Below are 23113 nucleotides of genomic sequence, written 5' to 3'. Positions count from 1 at the left end.
ATATGGCGTCGCTTTGGCTCAAGCAGAAATTCTCGATGTTCGGGATCGACGGCTTTTCGATCGGCGGCGGTGCCCGCTACATCGGAAAATCCTGGTCGACCGGCTTTTCCCCCTACACGCTGAAGTCGGACGGCTCATACGCGACCGCGACCATCGAAACTCCGAGTTTCATGCTCTACGACGCGATGTTCGCCTGGGAGGACAAGCACTGGCGCTTCCAGATCAATGTGCAAAATATCGGCGACACGATCCACGTGACGACCTGTCTCGCCCGCGGTGACTGCTTCTATGGTGCACGCCGCACGGTGCTGTCCAGCCTCATATACAAATTCTAGCCGCAGAAAGAGAGAGATGCTCAGTCGCAGTTCGGTGAGGATATGGTCGAGGATTCATACCTGGACCAGCGTGATCAGCACGGTGTTCCTGCTGATGCTCTGCATCACCGGGCTGCCGCTGATCTTCAACCACGAACTGAACCATGCGCTGTACGACGAAGTGGAGCCGGCCGCGCTGCCGGCGGATACGGCTCCGGCCAATCTGGACAGGATCGTCGAGAACGGGCTCGCGCGAAATCCCGGCCATGCCGTCCAGTTCATGTTCTGGGATCGCGACGAACCGGAACTGATCTGGCTCAGCATCGGCAAGGCGGTCGATTCCAATCCCGACCAGAACCGGCTGCTGAAACTCGATTCGCGGACCGGGGAATTTCTCGAAGAGGTCGATTTCCGCAACCGCCTGACCTACGTGATCTACCGGCTGCATGTCGACATGTATGCCGGGCTGCCCGGCAAGCTGTTTCTCGGGCTGATGGGCCTTTTGTTCTGCGTGGCCATCGTATCCGGCGTGGTGCTGTACTGGCCGTCCACCCGCAAACTCGATTTTGGTGCCATGCGCCGCGACCGTCCGCGTCTGGTGCGGTGGCTCGACCTGCACAATCTGCTTGGAATCGTTACGGTGGTGTGGGCCTTGACCGTCGGATTCACTGGCGTGATCAACACCTGGGCCGATCTGATCTTCAAGCTATGGCAGAACGACCAGCTTGTTGCGATGACGCAGGCTTACAGGGATCGTTCCACCCCGCAGGGGCCGACATCCGTGGACGCTGCGGTGTCGGCCGCGCGCGAAGCCATGCCGGGCATGCAGCCGTCCTTTGTCGCGTTTCCCGGCAATCCGTTTTCCAGCAAGAGCCACTATGCCGTGTTCATGCGCGGCGACACGCCGTTGACCTCGCGCCTGTTGCGGCCGGTGCTGATCGATGCCGAAACCGGCACGCTGACCGACAGCCGTGAAATGCCGCTTTACGCCAAGGCACTCCTGATCTCGCAGCCACTGCATTTCGGCGATTACGGCGGCATGCCGCTGAAGATTCTCTGGGCACTGCTGACGGTTGCGACCATCGTCGTGCTGATCACCGGGCTCTATCTCTGGGTGGCGCGGACACGGCGAAAGCGCGCGGCGAAAGCCGCGATCCGCGTGGCCTATGCTGCCGCGCAGCACTGACCGTCGGCCGGGCATCATGCAGCGTTCGGCGTTACAGGTCTTTGCCGTTCCGATTGCGCTCGGCATCTTGAGTGCGGTCGGCCTTCTGGCCGCGCTTCTCGGCGACGGTCCGTGGGACGCGGTGTCGTGGCTGGCGCTCGGAATTCCGTGCGCGGTCACGGCCTGGTTCTGGTTCGGGGCAGGACGGGTGTTCCGCCGGCGGAGCAAGGGGGAGGTGTGACAAGCAGGACTTCGCCCGGGTGAGATCACGCCGCTGTCGGGCCAACCGTGATGCTTCCGTCAGTGCCGGCCTTGCCGCTGACGATGCTGCGCCGTTCCGCTTCTTCGAGATAGTCGCGCATCGACATTTTGGAATGCTCGTCGGACATCGACTTGAGAACGTCCTTGATGCGGTCGAGCGCCGCCAGAGAGTCGGAATTGTCGGACCGCCGCTGCTCGACATGCACGAGCGAGCTGATGATCTGCAACTGGTTGCCGATGCGGTGATTGATCTCGCGGATCAGGGCGTCCTTCTGCTTGGTGCGTTCGGTGACCAGCCGCTCGAGTTCGGCGCGTTGCTGCAGCGGCGAGGGAAGATCCTTGATCTGCGGGATGATATACGCAAAGGCCAACGCGGTGCCGACCGAGGCGAGGGCGGTGAACGCCGTGATCGCGGCGTGAAGCCGCAGATATTCCGCGCCTGCAAAAGCAGAAAGAACGTGGACGACGTGGGTCATCCCGCAGGCCACGATGAAGACGACGAACAGCAGCCAAAGCCAGGGGTAGGGAATATCCGCGCGGCGATGCCGCAGGACGATCGCCATCGTGATCGGAATTGCAAAATAGGCGGCCGCAATCGCCAGATCGCTCCCGACCACCAGCCAGAACATGGTGGCGTCGGAACTGCAGAATTCGATGATGCGCTGGATCATGCCCCGCCCTCGGAACGCCGGATTTTATTGTCTTTCCAAGGATTGCAGTTGGGACTAATCCGGTGGAGAGCGGCAGGTTCCGGTCGGGCCTCGAATAATTTTGATGCGGGCCGATGGGCCTGCGCGGGTGTCGGCGAGCCGGACCACCGCCGCACCGCTACGTCCCGTAACTCTGGATCAGGCTGCCCGCCACCAGCGTCCAGCCGTCGACCAGCACGAAGAAGATCAACTTGAACGGCAGCGACACGATCACCGGCGGCAGCATCATCATGCCCATCGACATGAGCACGGACGCGACCACGAGGTCGATGATCAGGAAGGGCAGGAATAACAGGAAACCGATCTCGAAGGCGCGTTTGAGTTCCGAAATCATGAAGGCCGGGATCAGAATGCGCAGCGACAGGTCTTCCGGCGCCGCGGGTCTCGGCTCGCGCGACAGATCGATGAACAACGCCAGATCCTTCTCGCGGACATTGTTCAACATGAAGGTGCGGAACGGGCCGGACGCGCGCTCGAACGCCTGCTCGGTGGAAATTTCGTTGTTCATCAACGGCCGGATGCCGTTGTCATAGGCGTTCTGGAATGCCGGCCCCATCACGAAGGCGGTCAGGAACAGGGCGAGGGCCACGATGACCGCGTTGGGCGGCGCGGTGCCGGTACCGAGCGCGGTGCGAAGGAGCGACAGAACGACCACGATCCGCGTGAACGAGGTCATCATCACGAGGATCGAGGGCGCAAGGGACAGCACCGTGATCAGCGCGATGAGCTGGATCACGCGTTCGGTCAGGCCTGCGCCTTCGCCGAAATTGATGCTGATGTCCTGCGCCAGCGCAGGGGTTGCGACGCTTGAAAGGCCTACAAGGACCGCGGCCCCCGTCAACAGACGGACGCCAGCCGCGGCTGGCTTCGTCAGGAGGGCTTCCCGGCCGGCCGGCCGAGCAGGTTTGCCATCTCCTGCTCGATGCTTCCGAACACGTCGTCGGATTTGGCCGGGGCTTTTTCGGTGGCCGTGGCGGCGGGCGGCGGCGTCTCGGGCTCGATCGTGATCGCGGGAGCCGCGTCGGCGACAGGCTCGGCTGCGGTCGGCTCCGGTGCGACCGGCGGTGCGACCGGCGGCGCGATCGGCGGCGCCACACGCGGGGCCTCGGCGACGGGCTGTTTTGGCGCAGGCTTGGCAGCAACTGCCGGTGCGGGCGCCGTTGCACCCGGCCGGCGCAAGGCCGCTTCGAGGCGGGATGCCATATCCGCAAGGTTCTGATCGGCGGCGGATGTCGCGACCGGCGCCGGTGCGGGTTTGGCGCGCGGGGCTTCGGCAACCGGCGCTGTCGGCCGTGGCGTCGGTGCTGCCACCGCTGCCGGCTGGACCGACAATTCGGCGGCAAGACCGGCGAGCGCGTCGGCCGAGCGCGAACGTTTCGGGGCCGGTGTCGCGGCGGGCGCCGGTGCGGCCGGGGGGAGTACCGGTTCCGGTGCCGCCGCCCATTGCGCCGGCTCGTCCAGCGGCGCCGGCCGTGCCGCACGCGCCGGCTTTGCCGCGGGCTCCGGCTGCAGCGGCCAGGCGGTCTCGTCCGGCGCCACGGCGCGCGCAAGCGATTCGATCGCAGCAGCGGTGCGCGCCGGAGCCGCTTCGCGCGCAGCCTGACCGCGCACGATATTGGCCTCGATCAGGATGTCGGTCGGACCGCCGATCATGATGAGATGCTCGGTATTGTCCCTGCGGATCAGCACCAGCTTGCGGCGGCCATCGACCGCACCGGCTTCGATGACTGCGAGCCGCGGCGCACGCCCGCGTCCGGCCGCGCCGCCGAGCGCGCCGGATCCGAAGCGGCGAATCAGCCAGGCGGTGATGCCGATCAGCACGAACACCACCACGAATGCGATGAAGAATCGGACGGGAAGCGATGTCCCTTCGCCGAACAGGCTATCCATCGGACCGACCGGCCTCCTGCTGCCGGGACGATGCGCGAAGCACCGCCCGTTCGGTTAACGTTTCGGCAAGTTTTGCCGCCCCAAGCACTAAAGAAGTCTTAACGCACCAGCGAGCCCTTATACCGCCTTCGGGTCAAATCCGGCGCGCGACTTGTCAAATTGGTAAACCGGCGATCCAAGGCCAAAGCATGGCGCGGGCGTCTTAACCGGACATTAACCATACGCCCGGCAAAGTTTGCCCGGTCCTCTCCAGCGCGAAGGCGCCCCGATGCCGATTTCCGGTCTGCCGATTCTCGACATGCTCCGCACCAAGATGCAGTGGCATCAGGAACGCCAGCGCGTGCTCGCCGAGAACGTGGCCAATGCCGACACGCCAAATTTTCGGCCGGTCGATCTGACGCCCCCCGAATTCGAGCGCCGCGCGCCGGCCGCCCAGACGGTCGCGCTGCAACGCACGAATCAGATGCATGTCGGCGGTGCCATGAGCGGTGGAACCGGGCCCTTCAAGAGCGCGCGTGGCGGGTCCGAAGTCCGTCCGGCCGGTAACGCGGTAGGGCTTGAGGAAGAGATGCTGAAGGTCGCGCAGAACCAGATGGATTATCACGCCGCGGCGACGCTCTACTCCAAAAGCCTGGGCCTGGTGAAGACCGCGATCGGCAAGCGCTGACGGAGGAAATCGTGGATTTCATCAAATCGATTGCCATTGCCGCTTCGGGACTTAAAGCGCAGTCCGGCCGGATGCGGGTGATCGCCGAAAATATTGCCAACGCCGATTCGACCTCAATGACTCCCGGCGGCGAACCCTACCGCCGCAAGATCCCGACCTTCCGCTCCGAGATCGACCGCTCGCTCGACGCCCGCGTGGTCTCGCTCGGCCGCATTCAGACCGACCAATCCGCCTTCACCACCAAGCATATGCCTGGCCATCCCGCGGCCGATGCCACCGGCCATGTCAAGCATCCCAACGTCAATCCGCTGGTGGAGATGACCGATATGCGCGAGGCCCAGCGATCCTACGAAGCCAATATCAATGTCATCGGCGCCACGCGGCGGATGCTCCAGCGCACCATCGACATTCTGAAGGCCTGAGGAGGCGCGATCATGCAGTCGGCGGCAAGTGCGGCCAAGGCTTATGCGGCGCTGGCGAAGCTTGGCAATCCGGCGTCGGCAGCGGCCGACGTCAAGGGGGCAGCAGGCGGCGAAAATTTCGGCGCGGTGCTGAAAGACGCGCTGGCCGCGGTCAACAGTGCGGCCAAGACCTCGGACGGCCAGGCACAGGCGCTGGCGACCGGGAAGGCGAATGTGGTCGATGTCGTGACCGCGGTCGCCGAATCCGAAGTCGCGGTTGAGACATTGGTCGCGGTGCGCGATCGCGTTATCGCGGCCTATGAAGAAATCATGCGGATGCCGATCTGAGACAAAGCATAATGACGAACCGATCGTTTCCGCGTCATCGGAAATCCAGCCTGTCCGTTTCTGCATCCCGGCTTTCGCAGGGACGGACGGGATATGTTGCACGGCTCTAACGCAAGAAACGATCACAATGACAGGCCCCGAAGTTCTCGATGTGGCACGCGATGCCATCCTGACCCTGGTGCTGGTCGCGAGCCCGCTGATGCTGATCGGACTTGCGGTCGGCGTCACCATCTCGCTGTTTCAGGCCCTGACCCAGATCCAGGAAATGACGCTGGTTTTCGTTCCGAAAATCCTCGCGGTGTTCATCACCCTCCTGCTTGCGCTGCCGTTCATGGCCGACGCCATGCAGGGCCACATGATGCGGATTTCGACCCGGATTGTGAGCGGGGGATGAACGGAGCGCGGCAATGGCAGAGCGCCTTGCCGCAGCGACGGTGAGCCATCATGCGCATCGACCTTTCGGTGCTGCCGGCGCTGGCCGCCACCTTCATGCTGGTCTTCGCCCGCATCGGCACCATGGTGATGCTGCTGCCGGGTCTTGGCGAAATGACCATGCCGGTGCGCATCAGGCTTACGGTGGCGCTGGCGCTGAGCGCGATGTTTCTGCCGCTGCATCGCAACGCCTACAACATCGATACGGGCGATCTCGGCGCGGTGCTGGCGATGCTCGGCCATGAGATCCTGATCGGCGTGGTTCTCGGGCTGGTGGCGCGGCTTTCGCTCTCGGCCTTGCAGGTTGCCGGCACCGCCATCGCCCAGCAGATGGGGCTTGGCTTCGTCACCGCGATCGATCCCGCGCTCGGGCAGCAAAATGTCATCGTCGCCAACTTTCTTTCCATCCTCGGACTGACGCTGATTTTCGCGACCGACTTGCATTATCTCGTGATTGCGGCGCTGAATGACAGCTACAGCATCTTCGCGCCCGGCACCGCGATCATGTTCGGTGACATCGCCAAACTGATGACCAGCACCGTTGCCGGCGCTTTCAAGGTCGGCATCCAGCTCGCTGCGCCTTTCCTCGTTTTCGGTCTGCTGTTCAATCTCGGTCTCGGCGTGCTGTCGCGTCTGATGCCGCAGATGCAGGTCTTCTTCGTCGGCCTGCCGCTCTCGATCCTGCTCGGGCTGCTCATTCTTCTGGTCGTGGTCGGCGCGATGATGACCACGTTCCTTGAATTCATCGGCGCGGTGCTGCGCCAGCTCGCACCCTATTCGTGACCGGCAGATGCGACGATGGCCGAGCAGAACGAAGAAAATGAAAAATCACAGGATCCGACGCAGAAGCGGTTGAACGACGCGCTGGAGAAGGGTGACGTCGTCAAGAGCCAGGAAGTCTCAACCTGGTTCGTGCTGGCCGGCGGCACCCTGATGATGATGGTTTTCGCCGGTTCGATGGGAAGCGGCCTCAAGACGACCTTCGCGGGCCTGATGTCCAATGCTCACCAGATTCCGGCCGATGGCGCAGGATTGCTTCGCCTGTCCGGCCGGCTCGGCGTCGAGGTCATTGCCGCGGTCGCCATACCGGTGCTGCTGGTCGCATTGTTCGCCGTAGGCGGAAACCTGATCCAGCATCAGCTGGTCTGGTCGACCGAAAGCCTGAAACCAAAGCTGTCGAAAATCTCGCCGGCTGCGGGCCTGAAGCGGCTGTTCTCCAAAGTCGCGCTGATGAATTTTGCCAAGGGCATCGCAAAGATCGTTCTGCTCGGCACCGTAATGGCCATGCTGCTCTGGCCGGAGCGCACGCGGCTCGACACCCTGGTCACGCTGGACGCAGCAGCGATCCTGCCTTTTGTCTCGATCTTCGCGCTGAAGATGCTCGGCTTCGTCGTCGTCATCATGGCCTTCATCGCCGCCGCCGACTATGCCTTCCAGTACAAGCAGTGGTTCGAGAAACAGAAGATGTCGATGCGCGAGATCAAGGAGGAGTTCAAGCAGACCGAAGGCGATCCGATGATCAAGGCGCGGATCCGCCGCATCCGCGAAACCCGGTCGCGCAAGCGCATGATGGCGGCGGTGCCGGATGCTTCGGTGGTGATCATGAACCCGACCCACTATGCCGTGGCGCTGAAATACGAGCGCGGCGACAACGCCCCGGTCTGCGTCGCCAAAGGCATGGACGCTCTCGCCCTCAAAATCAGGGAAATCGCTGAAGCCCATGATGTGCCGGTGGTCGAAAATGCGCCGCTGGCGCGCGCCCTGCACGCCACCGTGGAGGTCGACCAGGAAATCCCCGCCGAGCATTACCGGGCGGTCGCCGAGGTCATTGGCTATGTGATGCGGCTGCGGCGGGGGCTGAGACATTGAAATCGCCGGCGGCCATTGCGGTGCGCTGCGAAGCAGCGAACCCGGAATCCGGAATAGCGGCCGGCCGAATGGATTTCGGGCTCGCGGACCTTCGTCCGCGCCCCGGAATGACAAATGGGCCTTGCGGATCACCTTGGGCTTGAGGCATCAGGAATCATGGCATCAACCGATCTGGGCGAGATGAAGCTTCAGCGGTCGCGGCGCAGCGGCAGTATCGGGCTCGTGCTTCTGATTGCGGTGGTGCTGGTGGCCGCCGCGATCGGGCTGCTGCAGGTCGGCCGGGGCAATGCGTCTCTTTATATTTTGGTCCTGCTGGCCGTCCTCGGGACGGTCGGGGTCTTTTCGTTATTCGCGCTGGCGTCGGGCATCCTGCGCTTCGGCGGGCAGGACACTGATGACACCGATATCCGGGGTCTTGTCGATGGCGCGTTCGACGGCATCCTCGTGACCGACCAAAGCGGCCGGGTGGTCTATGCCAATGCCGCCTATATGCAGCTGATCGGGGCTGCGAGCCACAAGGACATCCGTCCGATCGAGCGGGTCTTTCTCGGCGATCCGGACGTCTCCGAGGCGGTCTACCGGCTGGTCAAGGCGGCGCGCGAGGGCCGCAGGCTGCAGGAGGAAGTGCGCATCGGCGGGGCGCGCGGTGAGCCCGGACGCTGGCTGCGGCTGCGGGTGCGGCCCGGTGGCGAAGGCCGCAAGTCCCGCACCACGATCTGGAGCGTGGCGGATGTCACGCGCGACCGCGAGAAGCAGGAAAACGTCTTCCAGGAATTGCAGCACGCGATCGACTATCTCGATCACGCGCCGGCCGGCTTCTTTTCGGCCGACGGGGCCGGCAATATCGTTTATCTCAACGCCACGCTCGCAAGCTGGCTCGACCAGGATCTGGCGGAAGTCGGCTCCGGCGGCTTGCGGCTCGCCGATATCGTACCGGGCGAGGGCGCCTCGCTTCTGTCCCTGCCGGCGGCGCCAGGCGAGGTGAAGACCGAAGTCCTCGACCTCGATTTCAAGACCCGCGGTGGCCGCTCCATCCCGGTCCGCCTCTTCCACAAGGTGGCGTTCGGCGCCGATGGGGCGCCCGGTCCCTCGCGCACGCTGGTGCTCAACCGCGCCCGCGGCGAAAACGAGGATGCGCAGCGTGCCGCCGAGGTGCGCTTCATGCGCTTCTTCAATCACACCCCGATGGCGATCGCGACCGTGGACCGGTCGGGGCGGGTGGTGCGTTCCAATGCGCTGTTCGCGCGCATGTTCAGGGACGCGCCCGACGCGCAGCGCAATATCCTGTCGACCGTCGTCGAACGCGAGCGCGCCGGACTGGAACAGGCGATCGCCAAAGCGGGGCAGGGGCAGGGCGACATTCCCCCAGTCGAGGCGGCGCTTGCGAGCGGCAACGAACGCTTCGCCACCTTCTTTGTGACGGCGATCGATGACGATGCCGAGCGCGATCAGGAATCGGCGATCATCTATGCGCTCGATGTCACCGAGCGGCGGGCGCTGGAAAACCAGATCAAGCAGCAGCAGAAGATGGATACCGTGGGCCAGCTCGCCGGCGGCATCGCCCATGACTTCAACAACGTGCTGTCGGCGATCATGATGGCGACGGATTTCCTGCTCGGCGCCCACAAGCCGACCGACCCGTCTTTCGCCGACATCATGCAGATCAAGCAGAATGCCAATCGTGCGGCCTCGCTGGTGCGGCAGCTTCTGGCCTTCTCGCGCAGGCAGACGCTGCGCCCCCAGGTGCTCGATCTCGGCGAGTCGCTGTCCGACCTCACCATCCTGCTGCGGCGGCTGATCGGCGAGAAGGTCAAGCTCGACGTGGTGCATGGCCGGGATCTGTGGCCGGTCAAGGCCGACCTGTCGCAATTCGAGCAGGTCGTCGTCAATCTCGCGGTCAATGCGCGCGACGCCATGCCGGACGGCGGACGTCTGACCGTGCGCACCGCGAATGTGGCGGCGGGCGATCCGCGCCTTGCGTCACATAAGGGCATGCCGAACGCCGATTACGTGCTGGTCGAGGTGACCGACAGCGGCACCGGCATGACGCCCGAGGTGATGGCGCAGATTTTCGAGCCGTTCTTTTCGACCAAGGAGGTCGGCAAGGGGACCGGGCTCGGCCTGTCGACGGTCTATGGCATCGTCAAGCAGACCGGCGGATTTATTTATGTGGATTCCGCGCTCGGCAAGGGCACGACCTTCCGCATCTTCCTGCCCCGCCATGTCCCGGACGCCGAAGTTGAGGAGCCCGCGGCGGAGAAGCCCGCGATCGCCGGCGCGCTCGCGGCGGCCGGCAAGCTTGCCGAGGCGGCGCAGGCCGATCTCACCGGGCGCGGCACCGTTCTCCTGGTCGAGGATGAGGAAGGTCTGCGTGCGCTCAATGCGCGGGGGCTCGCCTCGCGCGGCTATACCGTGCTGACCGCCTCGAACGGGATCGAGGCGCTGGAGGAACTGGAAAAGAACGAGGGCAAGGTCGACCTCGTGGTGTCCGACGTCGTGATGCCGGAGATGGACGGCCCGACCCTGCTCAAGGAAATGCGCAGGAAAAATCCGGACCTGAAGATGATCTTCGTGTCCGGCTATGCCGAGGATGCGTTCCAGAAGAACCTGCCGCCGGACGGGCAATTCGCGTTCCTGCCTAAGCCCTTCACGCTGAAGCAGCTGGTCGAGCAGGTAAAGACCACGCTGGCGGAATGAGGACGCGCGGCGCTCACCACCCGTTATAGGCCGGACCCCAGCGGCCTGCTCTGCGGCAGACAAAGCCGATATAGTCGCCGTACCAGGGCCGCACGCTCGTGATCACGGCGTATTTGCCGTATTGCATGCAATGGGTGCCGGCGAGCTGAAGCGCGTGCTCGTCCGCACCCGGACGGTACGGGATGATGCCGCCGGTGTCGTTGCCCTTGACGCCCCAGCCGCCGAAGAAAAACACCTGCAACGCGAGGCTCGCCACCACCGCGGCGCGGCATGCGGGCCGGTTCAATCGCGGCATCTGCATCTTTTCCCCCGGGAAACGGACAACATGTCGCAGCCGGTGCCCCCCGGATGCCTGTTAGGTCTCTCATTATGTCAGGGTGTCGCGCCACGCTCCAGTGCGCAGGCGCAACGCTCGGCCACTTATCTTCAGGCAGGGGATTGCCTATATCCGCGTCGTGGATTTTCTGGTCTGGGAGGACCGTCATGCCGGCTTTTTCGACAATTCGCCTGATTCTGTGCGGGCTTGGCGCCGCCGCTCTGCTCGCGGTGACGGTCGTGGACGCCGACGCACGCCGGGGCGGCAGCTTCGGCAGCCGCGGCAGCAAGACCTATACCGCGCCCCCCGCGACCCAGACCGCACCCAATGCCGCCTCGCCGATCAACCGGACCGCGACTCAGCCGCAGGCCGCGCCGCGGGCCGGGGCCCCCGGTGCTGCCGCGGGCGGCATGTTCAGCCGCGGCGGCTTCATGGGCGGCATGCTGGCCGGCTTCCTCGGCGCGGGCCTGCTTGGCCTCCTGTTCGGCAGCGGCTTCCTGAGCGGCCTGTCGAGCTTCGCCGGCGTGCTCGGCCTCTTGATCCAGATTGTGCTGATCGTCCTTGTGGTGCGGCTCTTGCTGGCCTGGTGGCAGCGCCGTCAGCAGGGCGCCTATGCCACCGCGGCCGGTCCCGCCTTGCGTGACAACCAGGCGCCCGGTCAGGCGCAGCGCCCGGCCTATGGCGGCGGCAGCGGCGCAACCCTGCTCGGCCAGGCGGAGAGCATCGATCTGACCCCGGCGGATTTCGACGTGTTCGAGCAGCGGCTCAAGGACGTCAACGCCGCCTTCTCGGCCGAGGACATTGCCAAGTTGCGCAGCCTCGCGACCCCGGAGATTGTCGGCTATTTCTCCGAGGAACTGAGCGACAATGCCAGCCGCGGCCTCGTCAATACCGTCAGCGACGTGAAGCTCGAACAGGGCGATCTCGCCGAAGCCTGGCGCGAGGGCGATGCCGAATATGCGACGGTGGCGATGCGCTACACCTCGGTGGACTATACCACCCAGCGCGCCACCGGTCAGATCGTGGACGGCGACAAGACGCCGTTCGAGCGCACCGAATTGTGGACCTTCCGCCGGTCGCGCGGCGGCGAGTGGCTCCTGTCGGCGATCCAGGAATCCTGATCCAGGAATCCTGATCCAGGAATCCTGATCCAGGAATCCTGTTTCAGGAATCCTGATCGCAGCCGCATCCGACACGGCTCGTTCCGGTCAAGACGAAAAGCCCGGCGCATCCCGCCGGGCTTTTTTGTGTACGAAAATTTTGTTTACGAAAATCTCGGGCCCCGCCGTCCGCTCACCTCTGCGGCAGCATTGCGGCGGCTTGCGCGAAATCCTGCCCGGCAGGCGACATGAAATCGGCGAACCGGCTTGCTCTCCTCATACCGCCCGGGGGAGGGACATGCGTATCCGCGTCGCCATGTTCGCAGCTTTGCTCGCCATTCCTGCGCTGGCCGTTTTGGTGTTGCCCACAGCCGCGGCCACACCGCAGCGCGCAGCCGACTTCATCTCGTCCGACGAGGTTCTGACCTTCATCAACGCCTATCGCCACAAGCCCGAGCCGCGGCGGCTGCCGCTCGCGGTCAGGGCGATGAGCCGCTTCGGCGGCTTGCGCGATCCGGAAAGCGCCGGTGTGTTCGTCGGCTTCATCGCCGGTGTGCTCGGCAGCAATCCGGATCGCGCGGGCGACCTGATTGCCGCGAGCTTTCCCATCAACCCGGAAGACGATTGGGCCATCGTGCGCGCCATCGCCCATTCCGGGCTGCCGGACTGGAAGCATCTCCTGGCCGAAAACGCCTACCGGATGCCGGCGCGCAAGGTGATGATCGAGAAATTTCTCGACGGCTCGCTGCCGACCTTGCGCGACACCCGGGCGCAGAAGCCGCCGTCCACGACGGAAAAGGTCAAGACGCTGTTCTCGCGCGACAAGCCCAAAGTCCCGATGGTGGAAGATCAATGACGATTTCAGCATTTTCAGCCGCTTTAACCTGATCCTTCCTGACGAAGAGCGCTCGGAATACGGCATTCGCCTGAGCGACTTTACCGGGCCGGGCACCGGGAACGATGTCATCTCGGTCTCAGTGCGAAAGGGGACGGATGGCATCGTGCGCGTCGTGCTGTCCGACCGTAATCTGATCGACGGGACGATGGAGATTCTCGGCACTGTGGAGCTGACGCCGGCGTTGCTCTCGACCGCCGACCAGATCGGCCTTGCCCTGCATCACGACAACGACAATCCGGGTGTGATCACCGCGGGCGTCCGGTTGTTCGAGAACGGCGTCGAATTGCCGGGCGGCCCCTACATCGTCCCCGGCTTCGGCCAGATTTTCGGAACCGACACCGCAACCCCGGCGGACGACGAGCTGTGGACGCGGGCGATGGCGTTCTCGACCGCCTTCGACAAGAACGGCCTCAACGTAATCGAAGGTACCGAGAACGGCGAAACACTAACGGGGACCGGAGCCGACGAAACCTTCTACGGGCACCTGGGCGACGACACCTTCTTCGGCGGCGGCGGCGTCGACAATATTTTCGGCGGCCGCGGCGACGACAAGGCCGTGCTCGGCGGCAATGTCGCCGACTACACCATCACCGGAAGCGGCGGCGTGATCTCGCTGGTCGACAATCGCGGCGGCAGCCCGGACGGTACCATCAACGCGCGCAGCATCGAGTCCTTCGAATTCGCCAACCGTACGCTCGATGCCTCGTTGATGCTGACGCGCGAAATCGAGCTGGTCGGCGCCGGCAATAACGTGATCGACGACAACGATCTGACGCCGGATGGCGCCGACGGCACCGCCTTCGGCACCGTCAATGCCGGCAGCACCCTTTCGCAGGTTTTCACCATCAACAATCTGGGCGGTCAGGCGCTGACCATCTCCAGCTTCAAGGTGCCAAGCGGCTTTACAATCGTAGCGCCGCCGCCCGCGACTGTGCCGCCCGGCGGGACAGCGACCTTCGAGGTCGGGGTCGATACCTCAAAGATCGGGCAGAAGGCCGGTCAGATCACGTTCCTGACGAACGATCCGACAGGGGGTGAGAGCAACTATAACTTCGCGATCTCCGCGACCGTCGTTGCCCCGGAAATCGACATTTTCGGGAACGCCCGCCCGATTCCCGACAATGCGAAGAAAGGCGTTTTGACCAACGATACCGATTTCGGTCCGGGCATTGGTCTCGACGATACTGGTGTCGAACGCGAATTCACGATCCGCAACAACGGCACCGGCGATCTCGAGATCAGCGCGATGAACGTGAGCGGGCCATTCACCCTGCTCGACGATCTGTCCGGGACCACGATCGCGGCCGGCGCATCTGCGACCTTCAGGGTTCAGCTCGACACCTCGGTCGCGGGCAACCTCACCGGGACGGTTACGATCCTCAATAACGACCTGAACGAAGGGACCTACGACTTCGCTCTCTCGGCAAAGGTCGGGCCGCGCAACATCGTCGGCGACGACACGGTCGACGACACGTTCCCGGCGACCGCCGATCCGGAGGCGTTCAACGGGCTGGGCGGGAGCGACACCGTCAGCTATGCGGGTGCCGGCGCGGGCGTGATTGCCAGTCTCCTGAAATCGACCGGCAATACCGGCTTTGCCGCGGGCGACACCTATCTCTCGATCGAGAACCTGACCGGCTCGGACTTCAACGACCGATTGACGGGCGACAAGGGCAACAACGTACTGGAAGGCGGAGAGGGCGCCGACTATCTCGACGGCGGCGCCGGCATCGATACGGCGAGCTATGCCAATGCGAGTGCCGGCGTGATTGCGAGCCTGCTCAATCCAGCCGACAATACGGGCGAAGCAAATGGCGACTTTTACAAGTTGATCGAGAATCTGCGCGGCTCAGCACATGACGACGTGCTGGTTGGGGACAAGAAAGTCAACGCCATCGATGGCGGCGACGGCGACGACGTGATCTTCGGTGGAGCTGGAGCGGACATCCTGACCGGCGGACTGGGTGCCGACCAGTTCGGTTACAACTTCGCGAGCGAGGGCGGCGATACCATTGCCGACTTCACGCTCGGTGAAGACGCGATCCGTATCCGAAAGATCGGATTCAACATCAATCCTGCCGTCGATCTCAATACCGGCGATTCCTTCGATTTCGGCAACCATTACTTCGTCAGCGCGGCGGGCACGCCGTCCTCGAAGGGCAATCCTGGTATCGCTGCCACCGAGTCGGGCCACGGCCAGTTCCTGTTCAATCAGACCGACACCACTCTGTGGTGGGATCCCGACGGGCTTGGGAAAGGCAAGGCCGTCCTGATTGCGAACCTGTCGGGCGTCATTCTGACGGCTGACGATTTCGTCCTGGTCTAGCCGGCGCGTGCGTTTGCCTCCGGTCCGCCCGCCGCGGGCCGGAGGCATGACGTGCCGTGGCTTCCTGCTTCCGAAAGGCCCCGGATACACGTTGCTCGTTCGGCAATGAGGGCAAAACGTCCTTTCCGAGGTTGACCTGCCCGGCGTTCCGGTGATGAGGTTGCTTCCGACCTCACAGCTGGCGGGCTTTGGTGAAACGTCTTCGGATCGTCCACAAGACCGAATATCATTATCGTGAGCCGGTCCGGTTCGGCCCGCATCGGGTGATGATGCGGCCGCGTGAGGGGCATGATGTCCGGATCGTCGGGGGCCGGCTCCATATCGAGCCGCAGGCGGACATTCGCTGGCTGCGCGATATCTACAGCAATTCCATCGCCATCCTGACCTTCGCGGAGCCATCGGAAAGGCTGCTGATCCATGGCGAAGCCGACATCGATTATCTGCGCGACAATCCGGTCGAGGCGTTGATCGATCCGGGCGCACGCTTTTTCCCGTTCCAATATGCGCCCGAGGAGCAGCTTGAACTCGTGCAATACCGGCTGCCGAGCTATCCCTATGACGGTGCGGCGTTGCGCGACTGGCTGCGGGCGCTGTACAGCCCCGGTCATGTGATCGAAACCTTCGATCTTTTGAACAACCTCAACAGCCATATCTACAAATCGCTGACCTATAACCACCGCGACGAGCCCGGCGTGCAGACGCCCTGCGATACGCTTTCGCGCGGTACCGGCTCATGCCGCGACTATGCGGTGCTGATGATGGAGGCGGCGCGACACTGGGGCTTCGGTGCGCGGTTCGTCAGGGGCTATATCCAGATGGCCGAAGGCCAGCACGGCGCCACCCATGCCTGGACCGAAATCTATATTCCCGGCGCCGGCTGGCACGGCTTCGATCCGACCAACAACAAGATGGCCGGGAGCGAGCATATCGCCGCGGCGGTGGCGCGCGAGCAGGAAAAGGCGTCGCCCGTTTCCGGCTCCTGGTCGGGCCCCGCAAACGCCTTCAGCCACATGACCGTATCCGTTCAGGTCGTGGCGTTGTGACGGCCGCCCGCACCGTCTTTATCATCATCAGGGGATCGAGACGCCGATGACCGAAAGCGTCCCGCGTTTCATCGCTCCGGATTTTCTGGCGGTCACGATCGGCATCGTGGTCTATTTGTGCGGCGTCGCGCTGACGCAACGCGTCGCCTTCCTGCGCAATTTCAACATTCCGGAGCCGGTCACCGGCGGCTTTCTGGCCGCGATCGCGATCTGGCTGATCTATCTCGTTTTCGGTTTCGAACTGGGCTTCGATCTGTCGACCCGCGACCGGCTGCTGGTGATTTTCTTCGCCACCGTCGGCGTCAATGCGAAATTGTCGGCGCTGGCGGCGGGCGGGCGCGTGCTGCTCGTCCTGTGTCTGGTCACGATTGTTTATGTGTTCGTCCAGAACGGCGTCGGCCGAGCGGGGGCGGCGCTGTTCGATCTGCCGGCGGCGGCCGGGGTGATGATGGGCTCGGTTGCGCTGGTCGGCGGCCATGGTACCACCATTGCCTGGGCGCCGATCATTGCGACCCAGTACAACTTTCCGGCGGCGATGGAGACGGGCGTCGCGGTGGCAACGCTCGGGCTCATTGTTGCGAGCGTGCTCGGCGGGCCGATCTCCAAATTCCTGATCGAGAAGAAGGGGGCATGGCCGGGCCCCGCCGATGTCGCCCCGGGCGAGGTCGCAGCGCAGGCCGACACCGCGCCGATCGACAAGATGGGCGTGATGCGCGCGATGCTGGCAGTCAATGTCGCGGTCGTGCTCGGCTATCTGGTGCATGACTGGATCACGACCGTCAGCACCATCAAGCTGCCGCTCTTCGTGCCCTGCCTGATCATGGGCATCGTGCTCTCCAACACCGTGCCGATGATCTTTCCCCGCATCCCCTGGCCCGCGGGGACGGCCTCGCTCGACATGATTTCCGGCTATGCGCTATCGGTGTTTCTGGCGATGTCGCTGATGAGCATGCAGCTTTGGACGCTGGCGCAGGTGGCGGGTCCTCTGCTGGTCGTGGTCGCGGCGCAGGCGCTGATCGCCACCGCCTATATCCTGCTCGTGGTGTTTCCGGCGCTCGGCCGCAACTATCAGGCGGCGGTGCTGAGCGGCGGCTTCACCGGGCTGTCGCTCGGCGCGACGCCCACCGCGATCGCCAACATGACCGCGACCACCAAGCATTACGGTCCGTCGCCGAACGCTTTCATTATCCTGCCGCTGGTCTCGGCATTCTTCGTCGATCTCGTCAATGTCGCGGCAATCACCTGGTTCCTGTCCTTCTAGACCGCGACCTTCACCGGATCATATTCGAACACCCAGTCGTAACGCTGCTTCACCTTGTCTTCCTGCCACTCGGTATCGACGTAGCGCGCCGCGCCGTGCGCATCGCCAAGCGCCGGATTGTGAAAACGGCTGGCATTGTCGTTGGCGGCGCGCACCAGCCGGGCGGTGCGTTCGCGCCGGGCGGTTTCGTAAGCCTGCAGCGCAGCAGTGACATCGCCATATGCCGTCAGGCACCGCGCAAGAATGACGCCGTCCTCGATCGCCATATTGGCGCCCTGCGCCATCATCGGCAGGGTGGGGTGCGCGGCATCGCCAAGCAGCGTCACATGGCCGACCGTCCATTGCTCCAGCGGTTCGCGGCCGAGCAGGGCCCATTTGAACGGCGTCTCGATATTGCGGATGAGGGTCTGTACATCCTCGTTCCAGCCGCGGAAATCGGCGAGCAATTCCTCGGTGGTGCCGCGCTCGGTCCAGCTTTCCACCCGCCAATCGTCGCGCTCCGCAGTGCCGACGAAATTCATCAGTGCGCCGGACCGTAACGGATAATGCACCACATGCCCGCCGGGTCCGACCCAGTTGGTGCCGACGACCCTGCGCAGCCGCTCCGGCAGGCGCTCCATGGGAATGAGCCCGCGCCAGGCGAGGAGCCCGGTGAAGCGCGCCGGCATTTCGCCGAACAGCGCATTGCGGATGCGCGAATGCACGCCGTCGGCGCCGATCAGGGCGGTCCCCGTAAAGCGACGGCCGTCCTCGCAGGTTACGGCGACACCGTTTTCGTCCTGCGCAAAACCGGTGACGCGGGCGTTCAGCGTGATTGCATCCGATGAAAGCGCCTGTACCGCCTCGCGCAGGATGCGATGCAGATCGCCGCGATGGATCATGAAATAGGGCGCGCCGTAGCGCTGGCGCGACACCGCGCCGAGATCGAACAGCTTCCAGGTCTCGCCGGTGCTCCAGAGCCGGATTTCCTTGCCGGCAGGTTCGCACCAGACTTTTTGCAGCGCGCCTTCGAGCCCGAGCGAGAACAGCGCCTGCGCGCCGTTGGCGGAGATCTGCACGCCGGCGCCGAGTTCTGCGAGTTCGCGCGCCTGCTCGATCACGGTGACGCGGAAGCCCTTGCGCAGCAGCGCGAGCGCGGCACTGAGGCCGCCAATGCCGGCGCCTGCGATCAGGATGGAGGAGCGGTCGGACATTGCTGTTTCGTTGGCATCGGAGGGAGCGGGAGTTTTCAACGCCCCGCCGCCGACGTGCAAGTGCAAATACCGACGACCCGCAATCCGGTCAGGGCGTCGGTTTGATCGTCGGGGCGTAAAGCGCACGCAGGCGCTGGTTTTGCCCGTCGTGATTGTCGTCGATGCGCCGCGCCGCATCGGCGATTTCGGCAGCCGCCTGGCGCACGTTGTCCGACGGGCGCTGTGCAGGGGGAATGGTCGGCGGCAGCAGCCGCGACGGCGCGGGGATGACATCGAGCGGGGCGCGCGGGGCGGCGGTGTCGCGCTGCAACGGCTCTGCCTCACGGGTTGTGGGGGCAGTTGTGGCCGGACGGGGTGCGGGCACGAAGGGTACGACCTCGACGGGGCGGTCCGCGAGCGGCTGCGTATCGGCGCGCTGGAGCGCGGGTCGTTGAAGCGGCCGGCCTGCGGCGAAAGCGGCGATCTCCGCCTTGATAGCGGCGATGTCGTGCTCGGCGCGGGTCAGGGCGGCGTCCCTGCCGGCGCGTTCGGCGCGCAAGGCGGCGACGGCGCGCTCCAGTTCCTGCAAAGCCGCGTCTCGCTCTGCAAGATTGCGTTCCGCCACGGCAAGCGCATCGGTCTTGCCGGCGAGCGCGCGCTGCGCGCTTTCAAGATCGGCTTGCGCCGCGCACAAGGCGGCGTCCTTCTGCTTCAGATCCCGGCGAAGCGATGCGATCTCGCGCTCCGCTTCGTCGAGCGTCACATCGCGGGCGGCAAATCCGCGCCTGGCCTCGCGCAATTCATCGCGCAGGGCCTGCTCGCGGGCTTCGCTCTCGCGCAAAGCCGTGACGGCTGCCTCGGCCTCCTGCCTCAGGCGTTCGAGCAGCGCATTTTTCCGGGCGAGTTCGGTGGCGTGCGCCGCGGTCTTCTCGCGAAGCTTGTCGACGCGCAATTCGAGGTCGCGCGTTGCGGCGGCAAAGCCGGCGCGGATCGTATCCTTCTCCGCACGAATCTCCTGCATCGACAGCGGCAGATCGTCGTAGCGCGCGCGGGCGAGACGATCCGCCCGCCGGTGCACCGCCGGCATCACCATCAAGGCGATCAGCGCGGCGAGACAAAAGCCGATACCGCCGAACATCAGGTATTCGAGTGGGATACCGAACATGAACGCGACCGCAAAAGAGACGACAGACGGCAAGCCGTGACACGCAGCGGCGCGGGCTTCAAGCCGGGCCCGGCATTAACCTGAACGCGAGACGCGGACGGGCCGATCCACGTCCAGCGGAAAGCGTTATGGTGATACCTTCGGACCCAACGATAAAGCGGGGAGCAGCATGCGGTACGAGCTTTATTACTGGCCGCAAATTCAGGGGCGGGGCGAGTTCGTGCGGCTGGCCTTCGAGGAGGCCGGTGCCGATTATACCGATGTCGCCCGCACCCCCGGCGGCGAGGACAAGATGATTCGCCTGATGCAGGAAAATGGCGCGAAAACGCCGCCTTTCGCGCCGCCCTTCCTGAAGGCCGGCAAACTCCTGATCGCCCAGACCGCCAATATCCTGCTTTACCTCGGTGAGCGTCTCGCGCTGGCGCCGAAGCCTCAAGCCGGACGACTCTGGGTGCATCAGCTGCAGCTGACCGTCGCCGATCTGGTCGTGGAGGTGCACGATACCCATCATCCGATCGCATCCGGGCTCTATTACGAGGACCAGAAGGCCGAGGCCGCGCGCCGTGCCGAAGACTTCCGCGAGCAACGGGCGCCGAAATATTTCGCCTATTTCGAGCGGGTATTGTCGTCATCCGGCGGGCCTTATCTCACCGGACGCCGCGCGACCTACGCCGATCTTTCACTGTTCCAGGTGGTGGCGGGCATAGGCTACGCCTTCCCTCAGCTCTCGAAGCGGCTCGCGAAAAGGCATCCGAACATCTCACGATTGCAGTCACGGGTTGCCGAACGTCCGCGTATTGCCGCCTACCTGAACAGCGAACGGCGCATTCCGTTCAAAGAGACGGGAATATTCCGCGCCTATCACGAACTCGACGGGTGACGCTGCGCACCGCTCCCCTCAATGGGCTGGAGTGGGCAGGCGGATTGTTGACTCAGCTTTGACGCTCCAACATTGTCTGCGCCGATCGCAAACAAGGACAACAGGGAAGACGCCCTTGAAACTCCTGAGCTTCCACTGGCAGAACCGCGACCGCATCGGTTTTGCCGCCGACGACACCCGCATAGTCGATCTCGGCGAGATCGCAGCCGCGCTCGGCCGCGCGCCCTATCCCGACATGCTGGCGCTGATCGAGGCGGGCGATGCCGGAACGCAATTTCTCCGCGACGCGCAGGCTTTCGCCAAGGCCGAGCCCGGCAAACTGACGCCGATCCTGGCAAGCGAGATCGTCTATCATCCACCGGTGCGGCGGCCCTCCAAGATATGCGGCGTGGCGCTGAACAATTCGGCGAGCAACGAGCGCAAAATCTCCGCGCCCGACCATCCGCTGTTTTTCCTGAAGCCGGCCTCGTCGCTGGTCGGCCACAACCAGCCGATCGAGGTCTACGATTATTACGGCTCAGTGCATCCGGAACCGGAACTGGCCGTCATCATCGGCAAGACCTGCCGGCATGTGAATGCGAAGGACGCGCTCGATGTCGTCTACGGCTACTCGATCCTCAACGACATGACCGGCAATTTCATGCGCTCGCAGGACATGGTGCATTACTACGCGCTGTATCCCTCGAAAGAGGATCCGACGAAGGTCGAGCGGCGCGAGCAGCATCTGTCCTATACCGCACGCTACAAGGGCTCCGACACCTTCGGGCCCTTCGGGCCCTATCTCGTCACCAAGGACGAGGTGCCGGACCCGCACACGCTCGACGTGCTGGCCTGGCACAAGGACGAACTGATCGCCGAGGATTCGACGGCCTATTACACCTACTCGGTTCCCGATGTGATCGCCTATATCACCCGCTATCATTCGCTGTGGCCGGGCGACGTCATCTCCATGGGCACCGCCTTCCGGCCCGGCGTTGCGAAGCGCAGCCTCCACACCGCCAATATCACCGCCTATGGCGGGCCGGTCAGTGTTTCGATCACCGGGCTCGGCACGCTGGTCAATCCGGTGCGCAAGATGGACGAAGTGTCCGCAAGCGCCGCCGGCTAGATATAAAGCCTCACTGGGTGCACTTGACGGGCCGTCCCGCGCTGTTCCGTCTTGCGATTCCATGCGCCCGGTGTCACGGGTGAGCATTGATGACTGACGGACCTCGCCCATGGCCCATACGCCGATCCTGAACTGGCTGCACGATCTCCCATTTGTCGTCGGGCTGCTGGTCGTGTGCGCCGTTTTCGTGGTGCCGACGCTGGCCGGCTCCTATCTGCTGCAGCCGAAGGTGGCGAAGCAGTTCCGCGGCGAGCGCGACATCAACACGGTACTCGGCTTTCTGCTCAACGCGTTTGCGCTGTATTTCGGCGTGCTGCTGGCGCTTCTGTCGATTGCGGTCTTTGAGAACCACAACAAGGCTGAAGACGCCGTGATCCGCGAGGCTGCGGCGATCGTGAAGCTCTACCGTGTCATTTCCAACTACCCCGAGGATGCCCAGCCGGAATTGCTCGGCTCGCTCGACCGCTACGTCGATCAGGTGATTGGCCCCGGCTGGGTCATCCAGCAGCGCGGCCGGATCAACCAGACGGAAATCGACATCCTCACGGCGTTTCATCGGGCACTTGGAAAGATCCAGCCGGAGAATGCCGGGCAAAGCGTACGCTATGCCGAGACGCTGCGGGTGATGGACGATCTTGTCGAGGCGCGGCGACTGCGCGTTTCCGCAGCGACAGGGGCGATCCCGCGGATCATGTGGTTCGTCGTTCTGGTCGGCGCGGTGATGAACACTGTCCTGATCTGGATGTTCGACCTGCGGCAGTCGACCCACGCGATGATCGGCGGAACATTGTCGATGTTCATTGCGCTGGTGATCTACATGATTGCGGTGCTCGACGCGCCCTTCAAAGGGGAGTTCGGGGTGAAGCCGGACGCCATCGCGGCGATCCATGCACAGACGCGGATGCACCGCTAGGTTCTGTACTCATAAAGGGATTCCAATTCTCTGCGAATACTGATTCCCTCTCCTGATCGGGGGAGGGACAGATGGCACGGTTTTGATTTGAGCGATGTGGAGTGGGCGTTGGTGCAGCCGCTTCTGCCGAACAAGCCGCGCGGCGTGGCGCGTGTTGACGACCGGCGCATTCTCAAT

23 protein-coding genes and 1 pseudogene are annotated in these 23113 nt (G+C 64.1%); 18 read left to right on the top strand and 6 right to left on the bottom strand.

Going from position 1 to position 23113, the window contains the following annotated elements; all coding sequences use genetic code 11:
• From ACK41X_RS15035 to ACK41X_RS15025, 3 genes and pseudogenes are all read left to right on the top strand, one after another.
• Positions 1 to 335, top strand: a pseudogene (locus ACK41X_RS15035) (hypothetical protein); the annotation flags it as partial.
• Between the two features lie 16 nt (positions 336 to 351).
• Positions 352 to 1500 (top strand): PepSY-associated TM helix domain-containing protein, encoded by a 1149-nt coding sequence (locus ACK41X_RS15030; protein WP_409724790.1) that lies wholly within the window; start codon positions 352 to 354, stop codon positions 1498 to 1500.
• Positions 1481 to 1720 (top strand): hypothetical protein, encoded by a 240-nt coding sequence (locus ACK41X_RS15025; protein WP_409724787.1) that lies wholly within the window; start codon positions 1481 to 1483, stop codon positions 1718 to 1720. The genes ACK41X_RS15030 and ACK41X_RS15025 overlap by 20 nt, the downstream gene beginning before the upstream one ends.
• Positions 1721 to 1745: 25 nt before the next feature.
• On the opposite strand, the gene ACK41X_RS15020 is transcribed toward ACK41X_RS15025, so the two are convergent.
• The 3 genes from ACK41X_RS15020 to ACK41X_RS15010 form a co-directional block, all read right to left on the bottom strand.
• On the bottom strand, positions 1746 to 2411 hold the full coding sequence (locus tag ACK41X_RS15020; RefSeq protein ID WP_409724784.1) for a histidine kinase dimerization/phosphoacceptor domain -containing protein: 666 nt from the start codon (positions 2409 to 2411) through the stop codon (positions 1746 to 1748).
• A 157-nt stretch (positions 2412 to 2568) separates the two neighbouring features.
• Positions 2569 to 3291, bottom strand: a complete 723-nt coding sequence (gene fliP / locus ACK41X_RS15015; protein WP_409724781.1) for a flagellar type III secretion system pore protein FliP — start codon at positions 3289 to 3291, stop codon at positions 2569 to 2571.
• A 29-nt stretch (positions 3292 to 3320) separates the two neighbouring features.
• On the bottom strand, positions 3321 to 4340 hold the full coding sequence (locus ACK41X_RS15010; protein WP_409724778.1) for a flagellar biosynthesis protein FliO: 1020 nt from the start codon (positions 4338 to 4340) through the stop codon (positions 3321 to 3323).
• A gap of 268 nt (positions 4341 to 4608) precedes the next feature.
• Between ACK41X_RS15010 and flgB the strand changes: the two genes are divergently transcribed.
• From flgB to cckA, 7 genes are all read left to right on the top strand, one after another.
• Complete coding sequence (gene flgB, locus ACK41X_RS15005; protein ID WP_409724775.1) at positions 4609 to 5007, top strand: flagellar basal body rod protein FlgB; 399 nt, start codon at positions 4609 to 4611, stop codon at positions 5005 to 5007.
• 8 nt (positions 5008 to 5015) lie between these two features.
• Positions 5016 to 5429, top strand: coding sequence for a flagellar basal body rod protein FlgC (gene flgC, locus ACK41X_RS15000; RefSeq protein WP_409724796.1), 414 nt, complete (start codon positions 5016 to 5018; stop codon positions 5427 to 5429).
• A gap of 12 nt (positions 5430 to 5441) precedes the next feature.
• Positions 5442 to 5756, top strand: a complete 315-nt coding sequence (gene fliE / locus ACK41X_RS14995; RefSeq protein WP_409724772.1) for a flagellar hook-basal body complex protein FliE — start codon at positions 5442 to 5444, stop codon at positions 5754 to 5756.
• Positions 5757 to 5883: 127 nt separating this feature from the next.
• Positions 5884 to 6150 carry a flagellar biosynthesis protein FliQ gene (gene fliQ, locus ACK41X_RS14990; protein WP_409724769.1) on the top strand — a complete coding sequence of 89 codons (267 nt, stop codon included), beginning with the start codon at positions 5884 to 5886 and terminating at the stop codon, positions 6148 to 6150.
• A 50-nt stretch (positions 6151 to 6200) separates the two neighbouring features.
• Positions 6201 to 6971, top strand: coding sequence for a flagellar biosynthetic protein FliR (fliR, locus tag ACK41X_RS14985; protein WP_409724766.1), 771 nt, complete (start codon positions 6201 to 6203; stop codon positions 6969 to 6971).
• Between the two features lie 15 nt (positions 6972 to 6986).
• Positions 6987 to 8057 carry a flagellar biosynthesis protein FlhB gene (gene flhB / locus ACK41X_RS14980; protein WP_409724763.1) on the top strand — a complete coding sequence of 357 codons (1071 nt, stop codon included), beginning with the start codon at positions 6987 to 6989 and terminating at the stop codon, positions 8055 to 8057.
• Positions 8058 to 8237: 180 nt separating this feature from the next.
• Positions 8238 to 10754, top strand: a complete 2517-nt coding sequence (gene cckA, locus ACK41X_RS14975) for a cell cycle histidine kinase CckA (RefSeq protein ID WP_409724793.1) — start codon at positions 8238 to 8240, stop codon at positions 10752 to 10754.
• A gap of 13 nt (positions 10755 to 10767) precedes the next feature.
• Here the strand turns inward: cckA and ACK41X_RS14970 are convergent, their stop codons facing one another.
• Positions 10768 to 11049: a hypothetical protein gene (locus ACK41X_RS14970; RefSeq protein ID WP_409724760.1), complete on the bottom strand. Its 282-nt coding sequence runs from the start codon at positions 11047 to 11049 to the stop codon at positions 10768 to 10770.
• Between the two features lie 188 nt (positions 11050 to 11237).
• On the opposite strand from ACK41X_RS14970, the gene ACK41X_RS14965 reads away from it, so the two are divergent.
• From ACK41X_RS14965 to gltS, 5 genes are all read left to right on the top strand, one after another.
• Positions 11238 to 12191, top strand: a complete 954-nt coding sequence (locus ACK41X_RS14965; RefSeq protein ID WP_409724757.1) for a TIM44-like domain-containing protein — start codon at positions 11238 to 11240, stop codon at positions 12189 to 12191.
• 277 nt (positions 12192 to 12468) lie between these two features.
• Positions 12469 to 13026 carry a hypothetical protein gene (locus ACK41X_RS14960; RefSeq protein ID WP_409724754.1) on the top strand — a complete coding sequence of 186 codons (558 nt, stop codon included), beginning with the start codon at positions 12469 to 12471 and terminating at the stop codon, positions 13024 to 13026.
• A 145-nt stretch (positions 13027 to 13171) separates the two neighbouring features.
• Positions 13172 to 15394, top strand: a complete 2223-nt coding sequence (locus ACK41X_RS14955) for a choice-of-anchor D domain-containing protein (protein WP_409724752.1) — start codon at positions 13172 to 13174, stop codon at positions 15392 to 15394.
• A gap of 191 nt (positions 15395 to 15585) precedes the next feature.
• Positions 15586 to 16437: a transglutaminase N-terminal domain-containing protein gene (locus ACK41X_RS14950; protein WP_409724749.1), complete on the top strand. Its 852-nt coding sequence runs from the start codon at positions 15586 to 15588 to the stop codon at positions 16435 to 16437.
• Between the two features lie 46 nt (positions 16438 to 16483).
• Complete coding sequence (gene gltS, locus ACK41X_RS14945) at positions 16484 to 17698, top strand: sodium/glutamate symporter (RefSeq protein WP_409724747.1); 1215 nt, start codon at positions 16484 to 16486, stop codon at positions 17696 to 17698.
• On the opposite strand, the gene ACK41X_RS14940 is transcribed toward gltS, so the two are convergent.
• Positions 17695 to 18891 carry an FAD-dependent monooxygenase gene (locus tag ACK41X_RS14940; RefSeq protein ID WP_409724745.1) on the bottom strand — a complete coding sequence of 399 codons (1197 nt, stop codon included), beginning with the start codon at positions 18889 to 18891 and terminating at the stop codon, positions 17695 to 17697. The two genes, gltS and ACK41X_RS14940, sit on opposite strands and share 4 nt — an antisense overlap.
• 88 nt (positions 18892 to 18979) lie before the next feature.
• Complete coding sequence (locus ACK41X_RS14935; protein WP_409724743.1) at positions 18980 to 20035, bottom strand: hypothetical protein; 1056 nt, start codon at positions 20033 to 20035, stop codon at positions 18980 to 18982.
• Positions 20036 to 20204: 169 nt separating this feature from the next.
• Between ACK41X_RS14935 and ACK41X_RS14930 the strand changes: the two genes are divergently transcribed.
• From ACK41X_RS14930 to ACK41X_RS14920, 3 genes are all read left to right on the top strand, one after another.
• Positions 20205 to 20915 (top strand): glutathione S-transferase, encoded by a 711-nt coding sequence (locus ACK41X_RS14930; RefSeq protein WP_409724741.1) that lies wholly within the window; start codon positions 20205 to 20207, stop codon positions 20913 to 20915.
• Between the two features lie 115 nt (positions 20916 to 21030).
• A complete protein-coding gene (locus tag ACK41X_RS14925) occupies positions 21031 to 22023 on the top strand; it encodes a fumarylacetoacetate hydrolase family protein (protein WP_409724738.1) in 993 nt (330 codons plus the stop codon).
• 109 nt (positions 22024 to 22132) lie between these two features.
• Entirely contained in the window at positions 22133 to 22936 is an 804-nt protein-coding gene (locus tag ACK41X_RS14920) for a DUF4239 domain-containing protein (protein WP_409724735.1), read from the top strand.
• Positions 22937 to 23113 lie beyond the last annotated feature (177 nt).

Source organism: Pseudorhodoplanes sp. (assembly GCF_046289595.1).
Lineage (GTDB): Bacteria > Pseudomonadota > Alphaproteobacteria > Rhizobiales > Xanthobacteraceae > Pseudorhodoplanes.
This window is presented reverse-complemented; position numbering and strand designations above follow the sequence as displayed.